The 19,385-nt window shown below is 67.4% G+C and carries 19 protein-coding genes; 15 read left to right on the forward strand and 4 right to left on the reverse strand.

Features of this window, described 5'->3' with window-relative positions; translation table 11 throughout:
* Window positions 1-1,833: a cation:proton antiporter gene (locus tag PKD06_RS02655; RefSeq protein WP_324377443.1), complete on the reverse strand. Its 1,833-nt coding sequence runs from the start codon at window positions 1,831-1,833 to the stop codon at window positions 1-3.
* 118 nt (window positions 1,834-1,951) lie between these two features.
* Here PKD06_RS02655 and PKD06_RS02660 point away from each other — a divergent pair, with 118 nt between their 5' ends.
* Complete coding sequence (locus PKD06_RS02660) at window positions 1,952-2,797, forward strand: MoxR family ATPase (RefSeq protein WP_324377444.1); 846 nt, start codon at window positions 1,952-1,954, stop codon at window positions 2,795-2,797.
* A gap of 154 nt (window positions 2,798-2,951) precedes the next feature.
* On the opposite strand, the gene PKD06_RS02665 is transcribed toward PKD06_RS02660, so the two are convergent.
* Window positions 2,952-3,290, reverse strand: coding sequence for a hypothetical protein (locus PKD06_RS02665; protein ID WP_324377445.1), 339 nt, complete (start codon window positions 3,288-3,290; stop codon window positions 2,952-2,954).
* A gap of 17 nt (window positions 3,291-3,307) precedes the next feature.
* Complete coding sequence (gene gdhA / locus PKD06_RS02670; protein ID WP_324377482.1) at window positions 3,308-4,648, reverse strand: NADP-specific glutamate dehydrogenase; 1,341 nt, start codon at window positions 4,646-4,648, stop codon at window positions 3,308-3,310.
* A 299-nt stretch (window positions 4,649-4,947) separates the two neighbouring features.
* Here gdhA and PKD06_RS02675 point away from each other — a divergent pair, with 299 nt between their 5' ends.
* The 4 genes from PKD06_RS02675 (at window position 4,948) to PKD06_RS02690 (ending at window position 7,171) form a co-directional block, all read left to right on the forward strand.
* Complete coding sequence (locus PKD06_RS02675) at window positions 4,948-5,196, forward strand: twin-arginine translocase TatA/TatE family subunit (RefSeq protein WP_324377446.1); 249 nt, start codon at window positions 4,948-4,950, stop codon at window positions 5,194-5,196.
* Between the two features lie 64 nt (window positions 5,197-5,260).
* Window positions 5,261-5,830: a Sec-independent protein translocase protein TatB gene (gene tatB, locus PKD06_RS02680; protein WP_324377447.1), complete on the forward strand. Its 570-nt coding sequence runs from the start codon at window positions 5,261-5,263 to the stop codon at window positions 5,828-5,830.
* Complete coding sequence (gene tatC / locus PKD06_RS02685) at window positions 5,827-6,630, forward strand: twin-arginine translocase subunit TatC (protein WP_324377448.1); 804 nt, start codon at window positions 5,827-5,829, stop codon at window positions 6,628-6,630. The genes tatB and tatC overlap by 4 nt, the downstream gene beginning before the upstream one ends.
* Window positions 6,631-6,652: 22 nt before the next feature.
* Complete coding sequence (locus PKD06_RS02690) at window positions 6,653-7,171, forward strand: CreA family protein (protein WP_324377449.1); 519 nt, start codon at window positions 6,653-6,655, stop codon at window positions 7,169-7,171.
* Window positions 7,172-7,215: 44 nt separating this feature from the next.
* Here the strand turns inward: PKD06_RS02690 and PKD06_RS02695 are convergent, their stop codons facing one another.
* The gene (locus tag PKD06_RS02695; protein WP_324377450.1) at window positions 7,216-7,455 is read right to left on the reverse strand and encodes a hypothetical protein; all 240 of its coding nucleotides are present in this window, start codon (window positions 7,453-7,455) and stop codon (window positions 7,216-7,218) included.
* 320 nt (window positions 7,456-7,775) lie between these two features.
* Here PKD06_RS02695 and cysS point away from each other — a divergent pair, with 320 nt between their 5' ends.
* The 10 genes from cysS to bamA all read left to right on the forward strand — a co-directional run bounded on the left by cysS (window position 7,776) and on the right by bamA (window position 19,363).
* Window positions 7,776-9,152, forward strand: a complete 1,377-nt coding sequence (cysS, locus tag PKD06_RS02700) for a cysteine--tRNA ligase (RefSeq protein WP_324377451.1) — start codon at window positions 7,776-7,778, stop codon at window positions 9,150-9,152.
* 169 nt (window positions 9,153-9,321) lie between these two features.
* Entirely contained in the window at window positions 9,322-10,353 is a 1,032-nt protein-coding gene (locus PKD06_RS02705) for a 30S ribosomal protein S2 (protein WP_324377452.1), read from the forward strand.
* Between the two features lie 79 nt (window positions 10,354-10,432).
* Window positions 10,433-11,371, forward strand: coding sequence for a translation elongation factor Ts (gene tsf / locus PKD06_RS02710; protein WP_324377453.1), 939 nt, complete (start codon window positions 10,433-10,435; stop codon window positions 11,369-11,371).
* Window positions 11,372-11,402: 31 nt separating this feature from the next.
* On the forward strand, window positions 11,403-12,149 hold the full coding sequence (gene pyrH / locus PKD06_RS02715) for a UMP kinase (protein ID WP_324377454.1): 747 nt from the start codon (window positions 11,403-11,405) through the stop codon (window positions 12,147-12,149).
* Window positions 12,150-12,233: 84 nt separating this feature from the next.
* Window positions 12,234-12,797 carry a ribosome recycling factor gene (gene frr, locus PKD06_RS02720; RefSeq protein ID WP_324377455.1) on the forward strand — a complete coding sequence of 188 codons (564 nt, stop codon included), beginning with the start codon at window positions 12,234-12,236 and terminating at the stop codon, window positions 12,795-12,797.
* 102 nt (window positions 12,798-12,899) lie between these two features.
* Window positions 12,900-13,607 (forward strand): isoprenyl transferase, encoded by a 708-nt coding sequence (locus tag PKD06_RS02725; protein ID WP_324377483.1) that lies wholly within the window; start codon window positions 12,900-12,902, stop codon window positions 13,605-13,607.
* A 9-nt stretch (window positions 13,608-13,616) separates the two neighbouring features.
* Window positions 13,617-14,456 carry a phosphatidate cytidylyltransferase gene (locus PKD06_RS02730; protein ID WP_324377456.1) on the forward strand — a complete coding sequence of 280 codons (840 nt, stop codon included), beginning with the start codon at window positions 13,617-13,619 and terminating at the stop codon, window positions 14,454-14,456.
* On the forward strand, window positions 14,453-15,640 hold the full coding sequence (gene dxr / locus PKD06_RS02735; protein WP_324377457.1) for a 1-deoxy-D-xylulose-5-phosphate reductoisomerase: 1,188 nt from the start codon (window positions 14,453-14,455) through the stop codon (window positions 15,638-15,640). Before PKD06_RS02730 ends, dxr begins: the two co-directional genes overlap by 4 nt.
* A gap of 14 nt (window positions 15,641-15,654) precedes the next feature.
* Window positions 15,655-16,821 (forward strand): RIP metalloprotease RseP, encoded by a 1,167-nt coding sequence (gene rseP, locus PKD06_RS02740; RefSeq protein WP_324377458.1) that lies wholly within the window; start codon window positions 15,655-15,657, stop codon window positions 16,819-16,821.
* A 163-nt stretch (window positions 16,822-16,984) separates the two neighbouring features.
* Window positions 16,985-19,363, forward strand: coding sequence for an outer membrane protein assembly factor BamA (bamA, locus tag PKD06_RS02745; RefSeq protein ID WP_324377459.1), 2,379 nt, complete (start codon window positions 16,985-16,987; stop codon window positions 19,361-19,363).
* Window positions 19,364-19,385 lie beyond the last annotated feature (22 nt).

The following is a 19,385-nucleotide window of genomic DNA, read 5'->3' on the forward strand; positions in this document are numbered from 1 at the left end:
TCAGGCCAGCTTCTTGCCCACCGTGCGGCGGGAGCGGAACTCGCCGCGCCTGCGCGATCCCTCGGGGGCTTCCGCCTTCGTCTCCCCGGTGGACCCTGCGAGCAGAAGCTTTCTGAACTCGTCGCGCCGCTCGTGGATCGAGGCGATCACCGGCCCCATCGCCACGCCGAGATCGACCAGGACGGCCTCCGAGAGCTGCAGGCTCGCCTCGATCGTCTCGGGGACCGCGTCGTTCACGCCGAGGCGGTAGAGGTCGATCGCATGACGCGCGTCGCGGGCGCGCGAGACGATCGTGATGTCCTTGCGCTCCTGTCGTGCGGCCTCCACCACGCCGCGGATCGCGGCCGGCGAATCGAGCGTGATCACGAGCGCCCGCGCCGTATCGATCCCGCAGGCATGCAGGAAGGGAATGGACCCCGAATCGCCGTAATAGACCGGCTTTCCCATGCCGCGCTGGGCTGCGACGAGCGCCGGATTCGCATCGATCGCGAGGTAGGGGATCTTGTGCCGCTCGAGCATCCCCGCGACGAGCTGGCCGACCCGGCCGAACCCGGCCAGGATGACACGGCCCTTGGCATCGGCATCCTGCACGGGCATCTCGGCCGGCGCGATGGCGGCCGGCCGCGCCAGGCGCTGGCCCAGCGGGCGCGCAAGCCGCGCGAGGAGCGGGATCGCGATCATCGTCACGGTCGTGATGACGAGGATGGTCTGGCCGACATCCGCCGGGAGAAGATTCGTGGCGACGGCGACGCCGACCGTGACGAAGGCGAATTCGCCGCCCGGTCCGAGCAGGATCCCCGTCTCGACCCCGACCTGCATCGGCAGCTTGAAGATTCGCGACAGCCCGAAGATCACGCCCGCCTTGACCAGGACCACCACCGTCGAGCCGAGGATGATCGTGACCGGCGCCCGCAGGAGGGCGGTGACGTCCAGCCCCATGCCGACCGAGACGAAGAAGATGCCGAGGAGAAGCCCCTTGAAGGGATCGACCACGGCCTCGATCGCCCGCCTGTATTCCGTTTCCGCGAGCAGCAAGCCGGCGAGGAAGGCGCCGAGGGCCATGGACAATCCCGTCGCGCCCGCCGCGAACGCTGCTGCGATCACGGTCAGGAACGACATCGCCATGAACAGCTCGGAGCTTCCGGTCTGCGCGACGAGGCTGAACAGCGGCCGGAGCGCCAGCCGCCCCACGATGAAGATGACGGCGATCGCCACCGCTGCCTGGCCGAGCGCGGCGAGGAGATCCGTCAGGAGGCTGCCGGGCTTCGTCGCGCCGAGGGCGGCGAGCGTGAAGAGAATCGGCGCGACGGCGAGATCCTGGAAGAGCAGGATGGAGAAGCTGGCCCGGCCGCTCGGCGAATTCAGCCGCCGCTGCGCGGCGAGGATCGGGATGACGATGGCTGTCGAGGACAAGGCCAGCGCGATGCCCGCGATCAGCGATGCCTTCGCGGACTGGCCGAAGGCCATGGCGATGCCGGCGAGCAGCGCAGTCGAGAGGAACACCTGGCCGGCGCCGAAGCCGAAGACGAGCCGCCTCAGGACCCGCAGGCGCTCCCAGGACAATTCGAGCCCGATCGTGAACAGGAGGAAGACGACGCCCAGCTCCGCGAGATGGGCGAACTCGTCGCGCTGGGAGATCGTGACGTAGCGCAGCCAGGGGACGTCCGCGACGAGGCGCCCGAGCCCGAACGGGCCGAGCAGCGCGCCCGCGCCGATGAAGCCCAGGACCGGGCTGAGACGGAGCTTGGTGAAGAGCGGGACGACGATCCCCGCCGTCCCCAGGAACAGGATGGCTTCCTTGTAGGCTCCCGCATCAAAGCTCGCCGCCGCCATTGCTCCCCTTTCTCGCCGACCTCCGGCGAGGCCGGACCATGCAACTCTGCGATGTCCGTATCATTTCCTTGTCCCTGGTTTGGGGGATGCCTACAAGACAAAGATTCCCGGAGGTCCCATGCGTTTCACAGGCACCGAGTCCTATGTCGCGACCGACGATCTCAAGATCGCGGTCAATGCGGCGATCGTGCTCGAGCGGCCGCTCCTGGTGAAGGGCGAGCCCGGCACCGGCAAGACGGTGCTGGCCGAGGAGATCGCCAAGGCGGTCGGGGCCCCGCTCCTGACCTGGCACATCAAGTCGACGACGAAGGCGGCGCAGGGGCTCTACGAATACGACGCCGTCTCGCGGCTGCGCGATTCGCAGCTCGGCGATCCGCGCGTGAGCGACATTCGCAACTACATCCGCCGCGGCAAGCTCTGGGAGGCGTTCGCCTCCGAGGCGCGGCCGGTGCTGCTGATCGACGAGATCGACAAGGCCGATATCGAGTTCCCGAACGACCTTCTGCTGGAACTCGACCGGATGGAGTTCTACGTCTACGAGACGGGCGAGACCATCAAGGCGGCGCGGCGCCCGATCGTGGTCATCACCTCGAACAACGAGAAGGACCTGCCGGACGCCTTCCTGCGCCGCTGCTTCTTCCACTATATCCGCTTCCCCGACGCCGGGACGATGAACCGGATCGTCGAGGTCCATTATCCCGGCATCAAGCGGCGCCTGGTCGAGGAGGCCTTGCGCATCTTCTTCGAGGTGCGGGAGGTGCCGGGGCTGAAGAAGAAGCCCTCCACCTCCGAGCTTCTGGATTGGCTGAAGCTTCTGATGTCGGAGGAGATCGGCCCGGAGCATCTGCGCGAGCGCGACACGCGCAAGCTCATCCCGCCTCTGCACGGGGCTCTCCTCAAGAACGAGCAGGATGTCTCGCTCTTCGAGAAGCTCGCCTTCCTGGCTCGGCGCGAGCAACGCTGAGCCGTCGCGGGACCACCCCCGCTGTCATCCCCGGCCGGAGCGAAGCGGAGGGGAAGGGGATCCAGAGCCGCAAGCGAGCCCTCCTGGATCTCCTTCCCGGCCCTTCGGGCCACCGGGGATGACAGAGGCCCGATTCGGTCCCGCGTCACCTGCTTCAGAATTTCATGCCCATGCCGGGCCGGCCGCTCCCCGACATCATCGGGGAGACGCCGCCGCGGGCCGAGCCCGAGCGGGGACCATCGAATTCCGCCGGGACGAACTTGTTGGGACGCTCGAAAGCCATTGGGTCGGATGTGGGCGACGCCGCGCGCGCATTCGCCGCCCCTTTCGCCTTGCGGGCCTTCCTGACCGAGGTGCCGGCCTTGGCGGGCGCGGCGTCCCCGAAGGAAGGCGGCGGCGGCATGGCGGGAAGGGCGGGCGTGCTTTGAGCCGCCGCCCCCGTCGCCGCGAGCACGAAGCTCAGCGCCACCCCGCATAGAGGTGTTCGGACCATGCGAATCTCTCCGTGCCTCAGATCACCCCCAGCGCCTCCATAGCCTCGGCGACACGGACAAAGCTAGCAATGTTCGCCCCGAGGACGTAATCGCCGGGTGCGCCATATTCGCTCGCGGTCTCTGCGCACATATCATGGATGTTGCGCATGACCGCGGCGAGGCGCGCCTCGGTCTGCTCGAAACTCCAGCTGTCGCGCGAGGCGTTCTGCTGCATCTCGAGCGCCGAGGTCGCGACGCCGCCCGCATTGGCCGCCTTGCCCGGACCGAACAGGATTCCGGCTTCCCGGAAGATGTGCACGGCCTCGGGCGTGGAGGGCATGTTGGCGCCCTCGCCGACCGCCACGACGCCGTTGCCGACCAGGGTTCGCGCATCCTTGCCGGTCAGTTCGTTCTGCGTCGCGGACGGCATGGCGACGTCGCAAGGCACGTCCCAGATCGACCCGCCTTCGATGTAATGCGCCCCGGCGCCCTTGAGGCGGGCATATTCGGAAATGCGCTCGCGCCGGACTTCCTTGACCTCCTTGAGGAGATCGAGGTCGATGCCCTCCTCGTCGAGGACGTAGCCGTTGGAATCGGAGCAGGCCACCACCTTGCCGCCGAACTGGGCGATCTTCTCGACTGCGTAGATGGCGACGTTGCCCGAGCCGGAGACGACGACCCGCCGCCCGTCGAAGGACTGGCTCTTCGTCTTCAGCATGCTCTGCACGAAATAGGTCGCGCCGTAGCCGGTCGCCTCCGTGCGGGCGCGCGAGCCGCCATAGGCCAGTCCCTTGCCGGTCAGGACGCCCGCCTCGTAGCGGTTGGTCAGCCGCTTGTACTGGCCGAACATGTAGCCGATCTCGCGGCCCCCGACCCCGATATCGCCCGCCGGCACGTCGACATGTTCGCCCAGATGCCGGTGCAGCTCGGTCATGAAGGACTGGCAGAAGCGCATGATCTCGGCTGCGGAGCGGTCGCGCGGGTTGAAGTCGGAGCCACCCTTGCCCCCGCCGATCGGCATGCCCGTCAGCGCGTTCTTGAAGGTCTGCTCGAACCCTAAGAACTTGATGATTCCCACATTCACCGACGGATGGAAGCGCAGGCCGCCCTTGTAGGGACCGAGCGCGGAATTGAACTGCACCCGGAACCCGCGGTTGATCCGCACCTGGCCTTCGTCGTCCACCCACGGCACGCGGAAGATGATCTGCCGCTCCGGCTCGCAGAGTCTCTCGATCAGGGCGTGGTTGGCGTAGCGCGGATGCTTGGCCACGACCCGGCCCAGGCTCTCGAGCACTTCCTTGACAGCCTGATGGAACTCTCCCTCGCCCGCGTTCCGACGCAGAACCTCGGTGAAGATGGGCTCCAGCTTCTCATCCATATGAACCACGGTACGCGCATTCCATTTTGAGGGTAGGCGCGCGGTTCTAGCTCAACATTTAGGCAGCATGAACAGTTTTTTGGCGATATCCCCCGGCTTATGCGGAAAATATCGGCATATGCGGGCCGTTTCAGCCAGAGGGTGCCGCGATATGATCCAGCGCCCTCCGTCCCGCGCGGTGCGGGACGGGCCGGGACAATAGGGCGCGGGGGCGGTTCGCGTCCTTGTCTTCGGGGGGCCGCATCCCTAGTTTGCGGCCAATCGGAGACACGGGCGCGCTCGCGCGCAGGAGGTTCGCCATGGGTGGCGTGAGCATTTGGCACTGGGTGGTCGTCGGCGTCATCGTGATGCTGCTCTTCGGCCGCGGCAAGATTTCCGAGCTGATGGGCGACATGGCCAAGGGCATCAAGGAATTCAAGAAAGGCATGGCGGACGATCCCGCCAGCCCTCCTCCGGCCACGCCCGAGGCCGCGCGCCCGATCGAGCACCGCCAGGACAATGCCGGCATCTCCACGCCGTCGAGCGTTGCGGACCGCAAGCTCGGCTGATACCGGCCTGTGCATCTTTCTTTCGATGCCGGCCGGGCTTCGCGCGGCCGGGTGAGACCTTGTCATGTTCGACATGAGCTGGGGCGAGGTCATGGTGATCGGCGGCGTCGCGCTGATCGTGATCGGCCCCAAGGATCTTCCCAAGGCGCTTCGCACTGTCGGGCAGATGACCGCCAAGGTCCGCCGGCTCGCCGGCGAGTTTCGGACCCAGTTCTCCGAGGCGATGCGCGAGGCCGATCTCGAGGACATCAAGAAGGAGATGGAAGGGTTCGGCCGCGAGGTGGGCTCGACCGCCTCGGGCGTCAGCGGCTTCAATCCCATCCAGACTATCCGGGATGAACTGAAGGGGGCAGTGGAAGGCACCCCGTCCGGCGCCCCGGCGGCGGTCGATCTGCCCGCGACGCCGGAGCCGGCCACGGAGATTCCCCTCGCCGTGCGCGAGGAAAAATCCGGCTGGTCGGAATATGGCCCGGGCGAGCCGCCCGGCCAGGAATCCGCGGGCCCCCTCGATGCCGGCACCCTCAATCCCGGCTTCATCAATCCCGAGGTTCAGCCGCCCCTGCCGGCGGAAGAATTGCTGCACCCGCGCAAGGCCGATCCCGCGCCACAGGCGCCGGAGGAGAGGCACGCATGAGGACCGAAGAGGACGAGGCGGAAATCGAGGCGTCCCGCGCGCCCCTGATCGATCATCTGATCGAGCTGCGCGCGCGCCTGATCAAGGCGCTGGCGGCTTTCGTCGTCATGTTCTTCGTGTGCTTCGCCTTCGCCAAGCACATCTACAACATTCTCGTGCAGCCCTATCTCTGGGCCGTCGGCACCCAGAACGCGCCGATGATCTACACGCACGCGCTCGAATACCTCTTCACCCAGATCCAGGTGGCGGTGTTCGGGGCGGGCTTCCTCGCCTTTCCGGTGATCGCCGCCCAGATCTACAAGTTCGTCGCGCCGGGCCTCTACCGGAACGAGCGCGAGGCGTTCATGCCCTTCCTCGTCGCGACCCCGATCCTGTTCACGATCGGGGCGGCGGTGGTCTATTTCATCGCCATGCCTTTGGTGATGCGGTTTTCCGTGGGCATGCAGCAGCTCGGGGTCGGCCCCGGCGAGGCGCAGATCCAGTTCCTGCCCAAGGTCGACGAATATCTCTCGTTGATCATGACCCTGATCTTCGCCTTCGGCATCTGCTTCCAGTTGCCGGTGATTCTCACGCTGCTGGCGCGGGCGGGGCTCATCGACTCGGCCTTCCTGAAAGAAAAGCGCCGCTACGCGATCGTGATCGTGTTCGTCATCGCGGCCGTCCTGACGCCGCCCGACGTCATCAGCCAGCTCGCGCTCGCGGTGCCGACCCTGCTGCTCTACGAAGCCTCGATCATCGCCGTGGTGATGGCGGAGAAGAAGCGCGATGCCGCCGCTGCCGCTCCCTCCGCCGCGGAATAGGCCGCCTGTTCCGCATGCCGGCATGGCCGGGAGCCGACGGGCGGCCGCCTTTGCCGTCCTGTTTCTCCTCGCCGGCGCGGTGCCGGCGCGGGCGCAGGAGCCCGACCTGATCTTCAGGAAATCGACCGTCTGGCGTCCGCTGACGCCGAACGACAAGCTCGCGGTCTACGGGATCGACGATCCGCTCGTCGAGGGCGTCGCCTGCCACTACACCGTCCCCGAAAGGGGCGGCCTCAAGGGAGGGCTCGGCCTCGCCGAGGAATTGTCGGACATCTCGCTCGCCTGCCGGCAGATCGGTCCGATCCGCTTCAAGGGGGCGTTCGAGCAGGGGGACGTCGTGATCCGGGAGCGCCGCTCGCTCGTCTTCAAGACGATGCAGATCGTGCGCGGTTGCGACACGAAGCGCAACGTCCTGGTTTATCTCGTCTATTCGGACAGGGTCGTGGAGGGTTCGCCGAAGAACTCGACCTCCAGCGTTCCCATCATGCCGTGGGGGGCGGCCGGCGAGGCGCCCCGCTGCGCCGAATGGGTCAAGGGATAGCCCGCTCCGCTCCTTGCGGCGGAGGCGGAGCGATCAGGTCCGTTTCAGGGAGCGCAGGTCACCGCGATGCGGCTCCGCGCCCGGCTGATCGATCCGGTGGTCTCGACATCGGCGGGGCCTACCGAGGCGGAACGGCGGAAGCCCTGCGCCTCGCACCAGGCATCGGCGACGACCTTGCCGCAGGTGCTGGAGCCGCCATCGACGCATTCTCCCACCCCGTAGCCGTCATTGAGCGGGATCACGAAGGTCGGCCCCTCGGCGGCCTGCGACCTGGAAGCGGGCATGAGCGTCGCGGAGGCGGCAAGGCCAAGCGCGGCCAATGCGGCACCCAGGACTGCGAACGACCCTCGTCTCATCAATTGCCCCTCGACCCGACCGTCGCGTCTCGGCGATATTCGATCGCCTGCGCTTCAACAAAGGCTTAAGCGTAAAAACCTTCAGACTTGGTTGATCCGCCGGCGGGAAGGCCCCGGCGGATCGGCCGCCGTCTTGACCCATGGGACTCGCGAGGGCAATCGCGGAGCGGCGCCCGGGGCCGGATTGGCGCCATGGTGTTGCCTATTTGCATGAGATCGCTCAAGGACACGAGGATAGACATACGTCCATGCTGTGCCTGACCAATACGCTCACGAAGACCAAGGAAGTCTTCACCCCGATCGATGCAGCCAACGTGCGGATGTATGTCTGCGGGCCTACGGTCTACGATTTCGCACATATTGGGAATGCACGCCCGGTGATCGTGTTCGATCTGCTTTTTCGGGTGCTTCGTCATATCTACGGCCCCGACAGCGTGACCTATGTTCGCAATGTCACCGACGTCGAGGACAAGATCAGTGCGCGTGCGCACAGGGATTTCCCGGACCTGCCGCTGAACGAGGCCATCGCGCGCGTCACGGCGACGACGGAGCGGCAGTTCCACGAGGACGTCGCCGCCCTGGGCGTGCTGACGCCCGACGACGTGAACCGGCCCGGCGCCCGCATCGCCATGATCGAGCCGCGTGCGACGGAGCACATCGAGGAGATGCGCCGGCTGATCGAGCGGCTCGTGGAGGCGGGCCACGCCTATGCGGCGGAGGACCATGTCCTGTTCCACGTGCCCTCGATGCCCGATTACGGCTCGCTCTCCGGGCGCCCCCTCGACGAGATGGAGGCGGGAGCGCGCGTCGACGTCGCGCCCTACAAGCGCTCGCCGCTCGATTTCGTCCTGTGGAAGCCTTCCGGGGACGACCAGCCGGCCTGGCCCTCTCCCTGCGGGATCGAGCGGCCCGGACGGCCCGGATGGCATATCGAGTGCTCGGCCATGTCATGGAAGCATCTGGGGGAGACCTTCGACATCCATGCCGGGGGCATCGACCTCATCTTCCCTCACCACGAGAACGAGGTGGCCCAGTCGCGCTGCTGCTTCGGCACGCCGGTCATGGCCAATGTCTGGCTCCATAACGGTTTCCTCCAGGTGGAGGGGGAGAAGATGTCGAAATCCCTCGGCAACTTCGTCACCATCCGCGAGGTGCTGAAGGATTGGCCCGGCGCCGTGGTGCGTTTCAACATGCTGCGCTCGCATTACCGCCAGCCGATCGACTGGACGCTCCGGGGGCTGGAGGAGAGCGACAAGGTGCTGTCGGGCTGGCTCGAGAGGGACGACCTGGAGACGGGGGGAGACGATTTCGCGCCGAGCGTGATCGAGGCGCTCTGCGACGACCTGAACACGCCCAAGGCCATCGCCGCGCTCCACAGCCTCGACCGGGCGGGCGACGCGCCGCGGCTCGGCGCGAGCCTGCGCGCCTTCGGCTTCCAGCGGTCCGAGCGGCGGCGGCCGCAGGTGGACGAGACCCGGATCGCCGACCTGATCGACCGGCGGCTCGTCGCGCGCGCCGCGAAGGACTGGGCGGAATCCGACCGGATCCGGGACGAGCTGAAAGCCATGGGCATCGTGCTGAAGGACAACAGGAACGGCACGACCTCTTGGGAATATGCGCGCTGACGGGGAAGGTGCGCTTTCCTCCCGAGGCCGGCTTGTTGGTTTGGCTGACATGGCCTATATGCCCGCGCATTCCACACGCGGTGCTGGCCTCATGATTCAATGAGGCGTCCCGGTGTCCGGCTCTCGCCGGACCATCGCCCCGCGGCGGCATAACCGGAGATTCGAGACAATGGCCCTTCCTGATTTCACCATGCGCCAGCTCCTGGAAGCCGGCTCGCATTTCGGCCACCAGGCGCATCGCTGGAACCCGAAGATGTCGACCTTCATCTTCGGCACGCGCAACAACATCCACATCATCGACCTCGCTCAGACGGTGCCCATGCTGCACCGGGCGCTTCAGGCCGTGTCCGACACGGTCGCCAATGGCGGGCGCGTGCTCTTCGTCGGCACCAAGCGCCAGGCGTCCGAGGCCGTGGCCGATGCCGCCAAGCGGTCGGCCCAGTATTACGTCAATTCCCGCTGGCTCGGCGGCATGCTGACGAACTGGAAGACGATCTCCGGCTCGATCAACCGCCTGCGCTCCGTGGACGAGACGCTGGAGGCCGGCGGCCAGGGCCTGACCAAGAAGGAGCGCCTGATGCTCTCCCGCGAGAAGGAGAAGCTGGAGAAGGCGCTCGGCGGCATCAAGGACATGGGCGGCCTGCCGAACCTGATCTTCGTGATCGACACGAACAAGGAGCAGCTCGCCATCAAGGAGGCGCAGCGCCTCGGCATTCCGGTCGCCGCGATCGTCGACACGAATTGCGATCCCGAGGGTATCGCCTTCCCGGTTCCGGCCAATGACGATGCGGGCCGCGCCATCGCGCTCTATTGCGACCTCGTCGCCCGAGCGGCCATCGACGGGATCGGCCGCAGCCAGGGCCATGCCGGAATCGATCTCGGCGAATCCGAGGAGCCGATCATGGAGACGCTCCCGGCTGCCCCCGCCGAGCCGGCCGCCGACGAGGCGCCGGAGGTTCCCGCCGAGACCTTCGAGCTTCTCTCCGCTCCGCGCGGCGCGCCCGACGACCTGACCAAGCTCAGCGGCGTCGGCCCGCAGCTCGACAAGAAGCTGAACGATGCCGGCATCTTCCATTACTGGCAGGTCAGCGCGATGACGCCGGCCGATGTCAGGAAGCTCGACGCCGAGCTGAAGCTCAACGGGCGCATCGACCGCGACGGCTGGATCGCCCAGGCGCGCAAGCTGATCGACGCCGCCTGACGGCGCACCGCACGCACCGCGAGACACCGAAGCCGGCGCTCTCCGCCGGCTTCTCCTATTTCCAGGAAAGGATACGAGGATGGCGACGATCACCGCCGCACTGGTCAAGGAGCTGCGCGAGAAGACCGGCGCGGGCATGATGGATTGCAAGGGCGCGCTGGCCGAGGTCGGCGGCGACATCGAGGCCGCGGTGGACTGGCTCCGCAAGAAGGGGCTGGCCAAGGCCGCGAAGAAAGTGGGCCGCACGGCGGCCGAGGGCCTCGTCGCGGTCGAGAGCCCCGGCCATTCCGCGGCGATCGTGGAGGTGAATTCCGAGACCGACTTCGTGGCCCGCAACGAGGCGTTCCAGACCTTCGCCCGCGAGGCGGCCAAGATGGCCCTCAACACGGACGGCACGCTCGGCGCGCTGGAGGCGATCCATTTCCCCGGCGAGGCGATCACGGTCAAGGACAAGCTCCAGGAGCTGATCGCGACCATCGGCGAGAACATGACGCTCCGCCGCGTCGCCAAGCTCGCGGTCCGCAAGGGCTATGTGGCGAGCTACGTCCACAATCCGGTCAACGAGGGGCTCGGCCGGATCGGCGTGCTCGTCGCCCTCGAATCGGAGGGGGACGTGGATGCCCTGGCGAAGCTCGGCGGCCAGATCGCCAAGCACGTGGCGGCGATGAACCCCGCGGCCGTGGACGCCTCGGGCGTCGAGGCCTCGGTGATCGAGCGCGAGAGCGCCATCCTGCGCGAGAAGAATGCGGGCAAGCCCGACCACGTGCTGGCGAAGATCGTCGAGAGCGGCCTGAAGTCGTTCTTCAAGGAGAATACCCTCCTCGACCAGCCTTCGGTGATCCCGGAGCACGAGGGCAAGACCTTCACGCAGCTCCTGAAGGAGGCGGAGAGCCGGCTCGGCAAGCCCGTCGCGCTCACCGGCTTCGTGCGCTACGCCCTCGGCGAGGGAATCGAGAAGGAAGAGACCGATTTCGCGGCCGAGGTGGCGGCGCAATCAGGCGTCGGTCCCCGCACCTGAGCAAGGAGGCGGCCGAGAGGCCGCCTTTTTCATGGAATGCGTGGCGCGAGGGGGTGACGTGGTGAGCGACGAGATCAAGCGGGTGCTCGTGAAGCTGTCCGGCGAGGCGCTCGCCGCGCCGGACGGCTACTGGCTCTATGCCCAGACATTGGCTCATCTCGCCACGGATCTCGCCGCGACCACCCGGCGCGGCTTCGAGCTGGCCATCGTCATCGGGGGCGGCAACATCGTCCGCGGCGCCCGGATGGCCCAGGCGGGCTGGATCGACCGCCCGACGGCCGATTCGATGGGCATGCTGGCGACCGTGATGAACTCCCTCGCGCTGGAGACGGCGCTGAACGCCACCGGCGTCAGCGCGCGGACCATGTCGGCGGTCTCGATGCCGACGATCTGCGAGACCTATGCGCGCCAGCCGGCGCTGCATTATCTCCAGCGCAAGCAGGTGGTGCTCATCGCCGGGGGCACCGGCAATCCCTTCTTCACCACCGACACGGCGGCGGTGCTGCGGGCGGCAGAGCTTCGCTGCGACGCCGTGCTCAAGGCCACGCAGGTCGACGGCGTCTATTCGGCGGACCCGAAGCTCGATCCCTCGGCGCGGCGCTACGACCGCATCACCCATGACGAGGCGATCGCGCGCGATCTCAAGGTCATGGACACGGCCGCCTTCGCGCTCGCGCGAGAGAACCGGCTCAAGGTGATCGTGGGCTCGGTCCATGCGCCGAGCTCTGTCGAAGCGATCCTGTCGGGCGAGGCGCCGTCCACGCTCGTCGCCCCCTGATCTGCCCGCGCCGCGGCGCGACGCGGGCTTGAAGCCGGCCCGCCGCCCGCGTAATCCGAAAAATCCTTCCGCGAGACCAGCCCCATGGCCGTACCGACTTTCGACGTCAACGACCTCAAGCGCCGCATGCAAGGTGCCGTCGCGAGCCTGCGCCACGACCTCGGCAGCCTGAGGACGGGCCGCGCCTCGCCCGGGCTCGTCGAGCCGCTCCATATCGACGCCTATGGCCAGTCGCTGCCGATGAACCAGGTCGCGACGATCACCGTGCCCGAGCCGCGCCTCCTCTCGGTGCAGGTCTGGGACCGGGGCATGGTGAGCGCGGTCGAAAAGGCGATCCGCGAATCCGATCTCGGCCTCAACCCGCAGACCGAAGGCCAGGTGATCCGCCTGCGCATTCCCGAGATGAACGAGCAGCGCCGCAAGGAGATGGTGAAGGTCGCCCATAAATATGCCGAGGAGGCGCGGGTGGCGGTCCGGCACGTGCGCCGCGACGGCCTCGACATCCTCAAGAAGCTCCTCAAGGACGGCCATATCGGCGAGGATGACGAGAAGCGGCAATCGGCCGAGGTCCAGAAGGCGACCGACAATGCCGTCTCCGAGGTGGACAGCGTGCTTTCAGCGAAGGAAAAGGAAATCATGCAGGTGTAGGGTCGGATCGGACGACCGGACACGCTCATGCCCTTCCCATCACAGCTGGCCCAGGTGCCGCCGCCCGACGAGGCCGGATGCCCGGATGCCGGACGGGCGCGCATGCCCGCCCATGTCGCCATCATCATGGACGGAAACGGACGCTGGGCGGCTGCGCGGGGCCTGCCCCGCGTGGAAGGACATCGCCGCGGCGTCGTGGCGCTCCGCCGGGCCGTGCGGGCCGCCGACGCCATGGGGATCCGCTACCTCACCGTCTACGGCTTCTCGACGGAGAACTGGCGGCGCCCGGCCGAGGAGGTGGCGGACCTGTTCGGCCTCCTGAGAATTTTCATACGCCGCGACCTCGCGGAGCTTCACGAATCGAATGTCCGCGTCCGCGTGATCGGGGATCGCGCGGGCCTCGACGAGGATGTGGTCGCCCTCCTGGACGAGGCCCAGGATCTGACGCGCCGCAATACGGGCCTCACCTTCGTGGTGGCGTTCAACTACGGCGGCCGCCAGGAGATCGCGCGGGCCGCGCGGGCTCTCGCCCGGCTGGTCCGGGCGGGACAGCTCGATCCTGAGGCGATCGATGTCGACCTGCTCGGAAGCGTCCTCGACACGCGGGACTTTCCCGATCCCGACCTCGTGATCCGAACCTCGGGCGAGGTTCGCATCTCGAATTTCCTGCCCTGGCAGACCGCCTATTCCGAATTCGTGTTTCTTTCCGAGCACTGGCCCGATTTCGACGAGGCCACGCTGCGGGGAGCCGTCGAGCAATTCCTCCGGCGCGACCGCCGCTTCGGCGGGCGGAATGCCCGGGCCGTCTGAGGCTTGCGCTTGTTCCCGCCCCATGCGGCCGGCTCGTCGGAACTGCGGCTGCGGGTTCTCTCCTCGGCCGCGCTTGGGGCCGTCGCGCTGGGATCGGCCTGGCTCGGCGGCTGGCTCCTCGCGATCGTCTGGCTCGGCGCGGCGATCGCGGTGGTCCATGAATGGACGGCGATGACGCGCGCGGCTCCTGTCCCGGCCCTCTCCGTGGCGGCGGGCGTCGGATTGGCGGCGATCCAGGGGAGCTGGATCTTCGGAACGCCCCTCGTCTTCGCCTGCGTCGTGGCGGCGGCGGTCGCGGCATTGGCGGCGATCGCGCGCACCGGGCGGGACCGGGCCTGGGCGGTCGCCGGCCTCGCCTACGCCGCCCCGATTGCGCTGGTGCCGGTGATGTTTCGCGTCCATCCTGGCGGAAGCCTCACGCCGCTCCTGTGGATGTTCGCCGTGGTCTGGACCACGGATGTCGCCGCCTATTTCGTCGGGCGGGCGGTCGGCGGGCCGAAGCTCTGGCCGGCCGTCAGCCCGAACAAGACATGGTCGGGCTTCGCCGGCGGCCTCGCCGGCGCCATGGTGGCGGGAACGGCGGTGGCCGCGCTCGGAGCCGCCCAGCCCCTTCAGGCGCTCGATATCGCCGCGCTCGTGGTTCTGTCCGGGCTGGCATCGGGCGCGAGCCAGGCGGGCGATCTCGCCGAATCGGCCATGAAGCGGCGTTTCGGCGTGAAGGATTCGGGCTCGCTCATTCCCGGCCATGGGGGGTTCATGGACCGTCTCGACGGATTCGCCGCGGTGGCGATCCTGGTTTTCCTGTTGGCGCCTTTCGCGAAAACGTCGTTCTGGGCGGTCGCTCCATGAGCGGGCGCGTCACCATCCTCGGAGCGACGGGATCGATCGGGCGATCGACGGCCGCCGTGCTGCGCGGCCATCGCGAGCGTTTCTCCGTCTCGGCCGTCGTGGCCGGCCGCGATGTCGCGGGACTGGCGGCAGCGGCGATCGATCTGGGAGCCGGCTTCGCGGCCCTGGCCGAGCCGACCCTCCTGGCGGAGCTTCGCGAGGCGCTCGCGGGCACGGGGATCGCCTGCGGGGCGGGGGCTTCCGCCCTGCGCGAGGCGGTCGACCGCGAGGCCGATCTCGTCGTCGCCGCCATCAGCGGGGTGGCCGGCCTCGTGCCGACCCGCGACGCCCTGCGGGAGGGCCGCAGCGTCGCGCTCGCCAACAAGGAAAGCCTCGTCTCGGCCGGGACGGCCTTCATGCGCGAGGCGGCGGAGCGGGGCGCGGCGATCCTGCCGATGGATTCGGAGCACAACGCGCTGGCCCAGGCCCTTGCGGCGGGCCATCCCGAGGACGTCGAATCCCTGACGCTCACGGCCTCCGGCGGCCCGTTCCGCACCTGGACGCTCGAAGCGATGCGCGCCGCGACCCAGGCCCAGACCGCCAGGCACCCGACCTATTCGATGGGTGCGAAGATCAACGTGGATTCGGCGAGCCTGATGAACAAGGGCCTCGAGCTGATCGAGGCCCACCATCTCTTCGGCGTCCCGCCGGAGCGGCTCGAGGTGGTGGTCCACCCGCAATCGATCATCCACGGGCTCGTCCAGTGGCGCGACGGCGCCGTGACGGCCGGCATGGCCCATCCCGACATGCGCGTGCCGATCGCCCATTGCCTCGGCCTCGACCGCCGGCTCGCGACCGGGGTTCCCCGTCTCGATCTCGCCGCGATCGGGCGCTTCACTTTCGAAGAGCCCGATCTGGGCCGCTTTCCCTGCCTGCGCCTCGCGCGGGAGGCGCTCGCCGGGGGAGGGCCGATGCCCACGGTGCTGAACGGCGCCAACGAGGTGGCGGTGGAAGCGTTTCTGAAAGGCCGTCTCGGCTTTCTGGACATTGCCCGCGTGGTGGAGTCCACTCTCGACTGGGCCGCCGGAGCGCCGCTGCCGGCGCCCCGCACGATCGAGGATGCCCTGGCCCTTGATGCCGAGGCGAGAGCCGTCGCGGCGGAAAAGCTGGCGGGGGGTCCCCTGCCGTCGGCTCTTGCCGGCTGAGCGAGGAAGGAATCATGGAATCGCTGTCCCTGCTCATGGGCAAGCTCGGCGGAGCGCTGGTCTATCCGCTCGCCTTCCTGTTCGTGCTGACGATCGTCGTGTTCGTCCACGAATTCGGGCATTTCTGGGTGGGCCGCCTGTGCGGGGTCGGCGTGAAGGCTTTCTCCATCGGCTTCGGGCCCGAATTGTGGGGCTGGAACGACCGGCAGGGCACACGCTGGAAGATCTCCGCCATTCCGCTCGGCGGCTACGTGAAGTTCGTCGGCGACAAGAACGGCGCCAGCGCACCCGACGACGAGACGCTCGCCGTCATGAGCGAGGAGGAAAGGCGCGTCAGCTTCCATCATCAGAAGCTGTGGAAGCGGGCCGCGATCGTCGCGGCGGGGCCGATGGCCAATTTCCTGCTGGCCATCGTCATCTTCGCCGGGCTCACCTATGTCACCGGGCGCCAGGTCCTGCTGCCCCGGATCGAGGCGGTCCAGCCCGGCTCCGCCGCGGAGGCGGCGGGCTTCCAGGCCGGTGACCTGATCCTCTCGATCGACGGCCGCCGGATGACGAGCTTCTCGGACGTGCAGCGGATCGTCTCGACGAGCGCCGGGGACAGCCTGACCTTCCTCGTCGACCGCGACACCCGCCACGTCACGATCGTCGCCACCCCGGCCGTGCACGAGGTGGAGGTGCCGGGCTTCGCCAAGCAGAGAATCGGCCTTCTCGGGCTCCAGGCGTCCCGCAATCCCGCCGACATCTCCTATGTCCGCTACGGGCTGATCGAGTCCCTCGGCCAGGGCGCGAGCGAGACCTGGACGATCTTCGAGCGGACGGTGAATGTCGTCGTGCGCCTGGTTCGGGGCCGCGAGTCGCCCGACCAGCTTTCCGGCCCCATTGGAATCATGCGCGTCTCGGGGGACGTCGCCGCATCGGGCGGCTTCGGGCCCCTGATGAGCCTGATGGCGATCCTGTCGGTCTCGATCGGCCTGCTGAACCTGTTCCCGGTGCCTCTTCTCGACGGGGGGCATCTGATGTTCTATGCCATCGAGGCCCTGCGGGGGCGCCCGCTCAGCGACCGGGCTCAGGAGATCGGGTTCCGGATCGGGCTCGCTCTCGTTTTGATGCTGATGCTCTTTTCCACTTGGAATGATATTGTAAACCTTAGCGCAGCTTTTACGGGCCGAGGGACGTGACCTGAAGGCCACGCCCCTGAGAGAATGACGCGCCTTTAAGGATAAGCCCGTTGCATGGCGGCGCGGATTGATGGTCAGATATCCGAGCTTGGTGGTGTATGCCCCGGCTCGGGATCTGGCATCGAAGAAGCAAGAAGCGAGACGGGCAAGTTCGATGGGGACCATGAAGAAGACGCGCCAGAAGGCATTGATGGCCCCGCTTGCCGGGCTCCTGATCGCGGCCGCCGTTCCCGGCGTCGTCGAGACCATGTCCCCCGCTTTCGCGCAGGCCAGCCGCGGGGTCGAGATCAATCGCGTCGTCATCGAGGGCAATCGCAAGTTCAAGAAGGAATCGATCCTGCCGGAACTCACCTCGCAGGCGCGCCGGCCCTTCGACGAGCGGGCCGTGCAGGGCGACGTCCAGCGCATCAGGGATTTCTACCGCCGGATCGGCCGCGGCAACGCCACGGTCTCGTCCCGCGTCGTCAAGCTCCCGAACGGGCGTGTCGACGTCGTCTTCACGGTGGATGAGGGCGACAAGACCGGCATTCTCTCGATCAATTTCGTCGGCAACAACAACGTCTCCTCGACCAGGCTGCGGAACCTGATGCAGTCCGGCGAGATGAACTGGCTGAGCTTCCTGAAGACCAACGACGTCTATGACGCCGACCGCCTCGCCGCGGACCAGGAGCTGATCCGGCGCTACTACCTGAAGAACGGCTTCGCCGACTTCCAGGTCACCAACACCGATGTCCGGTTCGACGCCGAGCAGGGCGGCTACATCATCACCATCACGGTGAACGAGGGCAACCAGTACCGGGTCGGGCAGGTGGGATTCGATTCCCGCGTGCCGGGGCTCGACGCCTCGCTCCTCCAGGGCGAGATCCAGACCGATCCCGGCGACGTCTACAACGCGGACGCGGTCGAGAAGACCCTGACCAAGATGACGACGGAAGCCGTCCGGCGCGGCTTTCCCTTCGTGTCGGTCCGCCCGACCGGCGCGCGGGACCCCGCCTCGCAGACGGTCAATCTCGGCTACGTGGTCGAGGACGGGCCCCGGGTCTATGTCGAGCGCATCGTCATCCGCGGAAACACGCGCACGCGCGACTACGTCATCCGCCGCGAGCTCGATCTCGGCGAGGGCGATCCGCTCAACAAGGTCCTGCTGGACCGCGGCGAGCGCCGCCTGAACAATCTCGGCTACTTCAAGAAGGTCCGTGTCACGACCGAGCCGGGCAGCTCGGCGGACCGCGTCGTCGTCAATATCGACGTCGAGGATCAGGCGACGGGCGCCTTCTCGATCGCCGGCGGCTATTCGACCTCGGACGGAATCATCGGCGAGGTTTCGGTCTCGGAATCGAACTTCCTCGGCCGCGGCCAGTTCGTCCGTCTCGCCGGCCAGCTTGGCCAGCGCGCCCATGGCGTCGATTTCAGCTTCACCGAGCCTTATTTCCTCGGCTACCGCATGGCGGCCGGCTTCGACGTCTTCGCGAAATATACCGACCAGACGCAATATGCCCGCTACGAGAACGAGACGATCGGCGGCCAGCTCCGCCTCGGCCTGCCGCTGACGGAGGAAGCCGGGGTCACCTTCCGCTATTCGCTCTACGAGTCGAAGCTGAAGATCCCGAACACCTTCAAGCAGCCGTATAACGACTGCACGGTGCCGGTCTATCCGTTCGCGCCCTACATCAACCCGGACGGGTCGCCTTCCTATCCGCTCTGCGCGTATAACGGCGAGGCTTCGATCGCGGTCAAGCAGTCGCAGGGTCGGACGCTGACCTCGCTGGTCGGCGTGACGCTGGCCTACAATACCGTCGACAACCTTCGTGACCCCCACAGCGGCATCTATGCGGAGGTCAAGCCGGACGTCGCGGGCCTCGGCGGGGATTCGAAATTCGTGCGAGTGTCCGGCGAGATCCGGGCCTATAGGGAGCTGTTCGTCGACGATGTGGTCGGCCTCTTCAAGTTGCAGGGCGGTCATATCGAGCCGACGGGCAAGAACAACAGCTCGAACGGGCTGATGTCCACCGGAGGCGACCTGCGTCTCGTGGACCAGTATTTCATGGGCCCCACGCTCGTCCGCGGCTTCGCCCCGTCCGGGATCGGACCGCGCGACATCTCGACGGTGGATTCGGCCCAGAATGCTCTCGGTGGCACGACATATTATGGCGCGTCGCTGGAAGCGCAGTTCCCGCTGCCCCTGGTGCCCAAGGATCTGGGCCTCAAGGGAGCCGTGTTCGCCGATGCGGGCACCCTGTTCGGGTATAAGGGGCCCCGCGCCATGGATGTGAACGGGGACGGTTGGTTCAACTGCACCGGCGTGAACAAGAATGGCTACGCGACGCAGCCCGAATGCGTGAGGGTGCACGACAAGAACGTCATCCGCTCCTCGATCGGCGCATCGATCCTCTGGAACTCGCCGCTCGGTCCGATCCGCTTCGACTATGCCTATGCGCTGTCGAAGGATAACGGAACCTTCGTCGATTATGGCTATGGTCCCGTTCGCGTCGGCAAGGATCAGACGCAAGCGTTCCGCTTCTCCGGCGGCACGCGGTTCTGATCGAAGGCGAGCCGGCTTTCCC

This window comes from Enterovirga sp., assembly GCF_035325185.1.
Taxonomy (GTDB): domain Bacteria; phylum Pseudomonadota; class Alphaproteobacteria; order Rhizobiales; family Beijerinckiaceae; genus Enterovirga.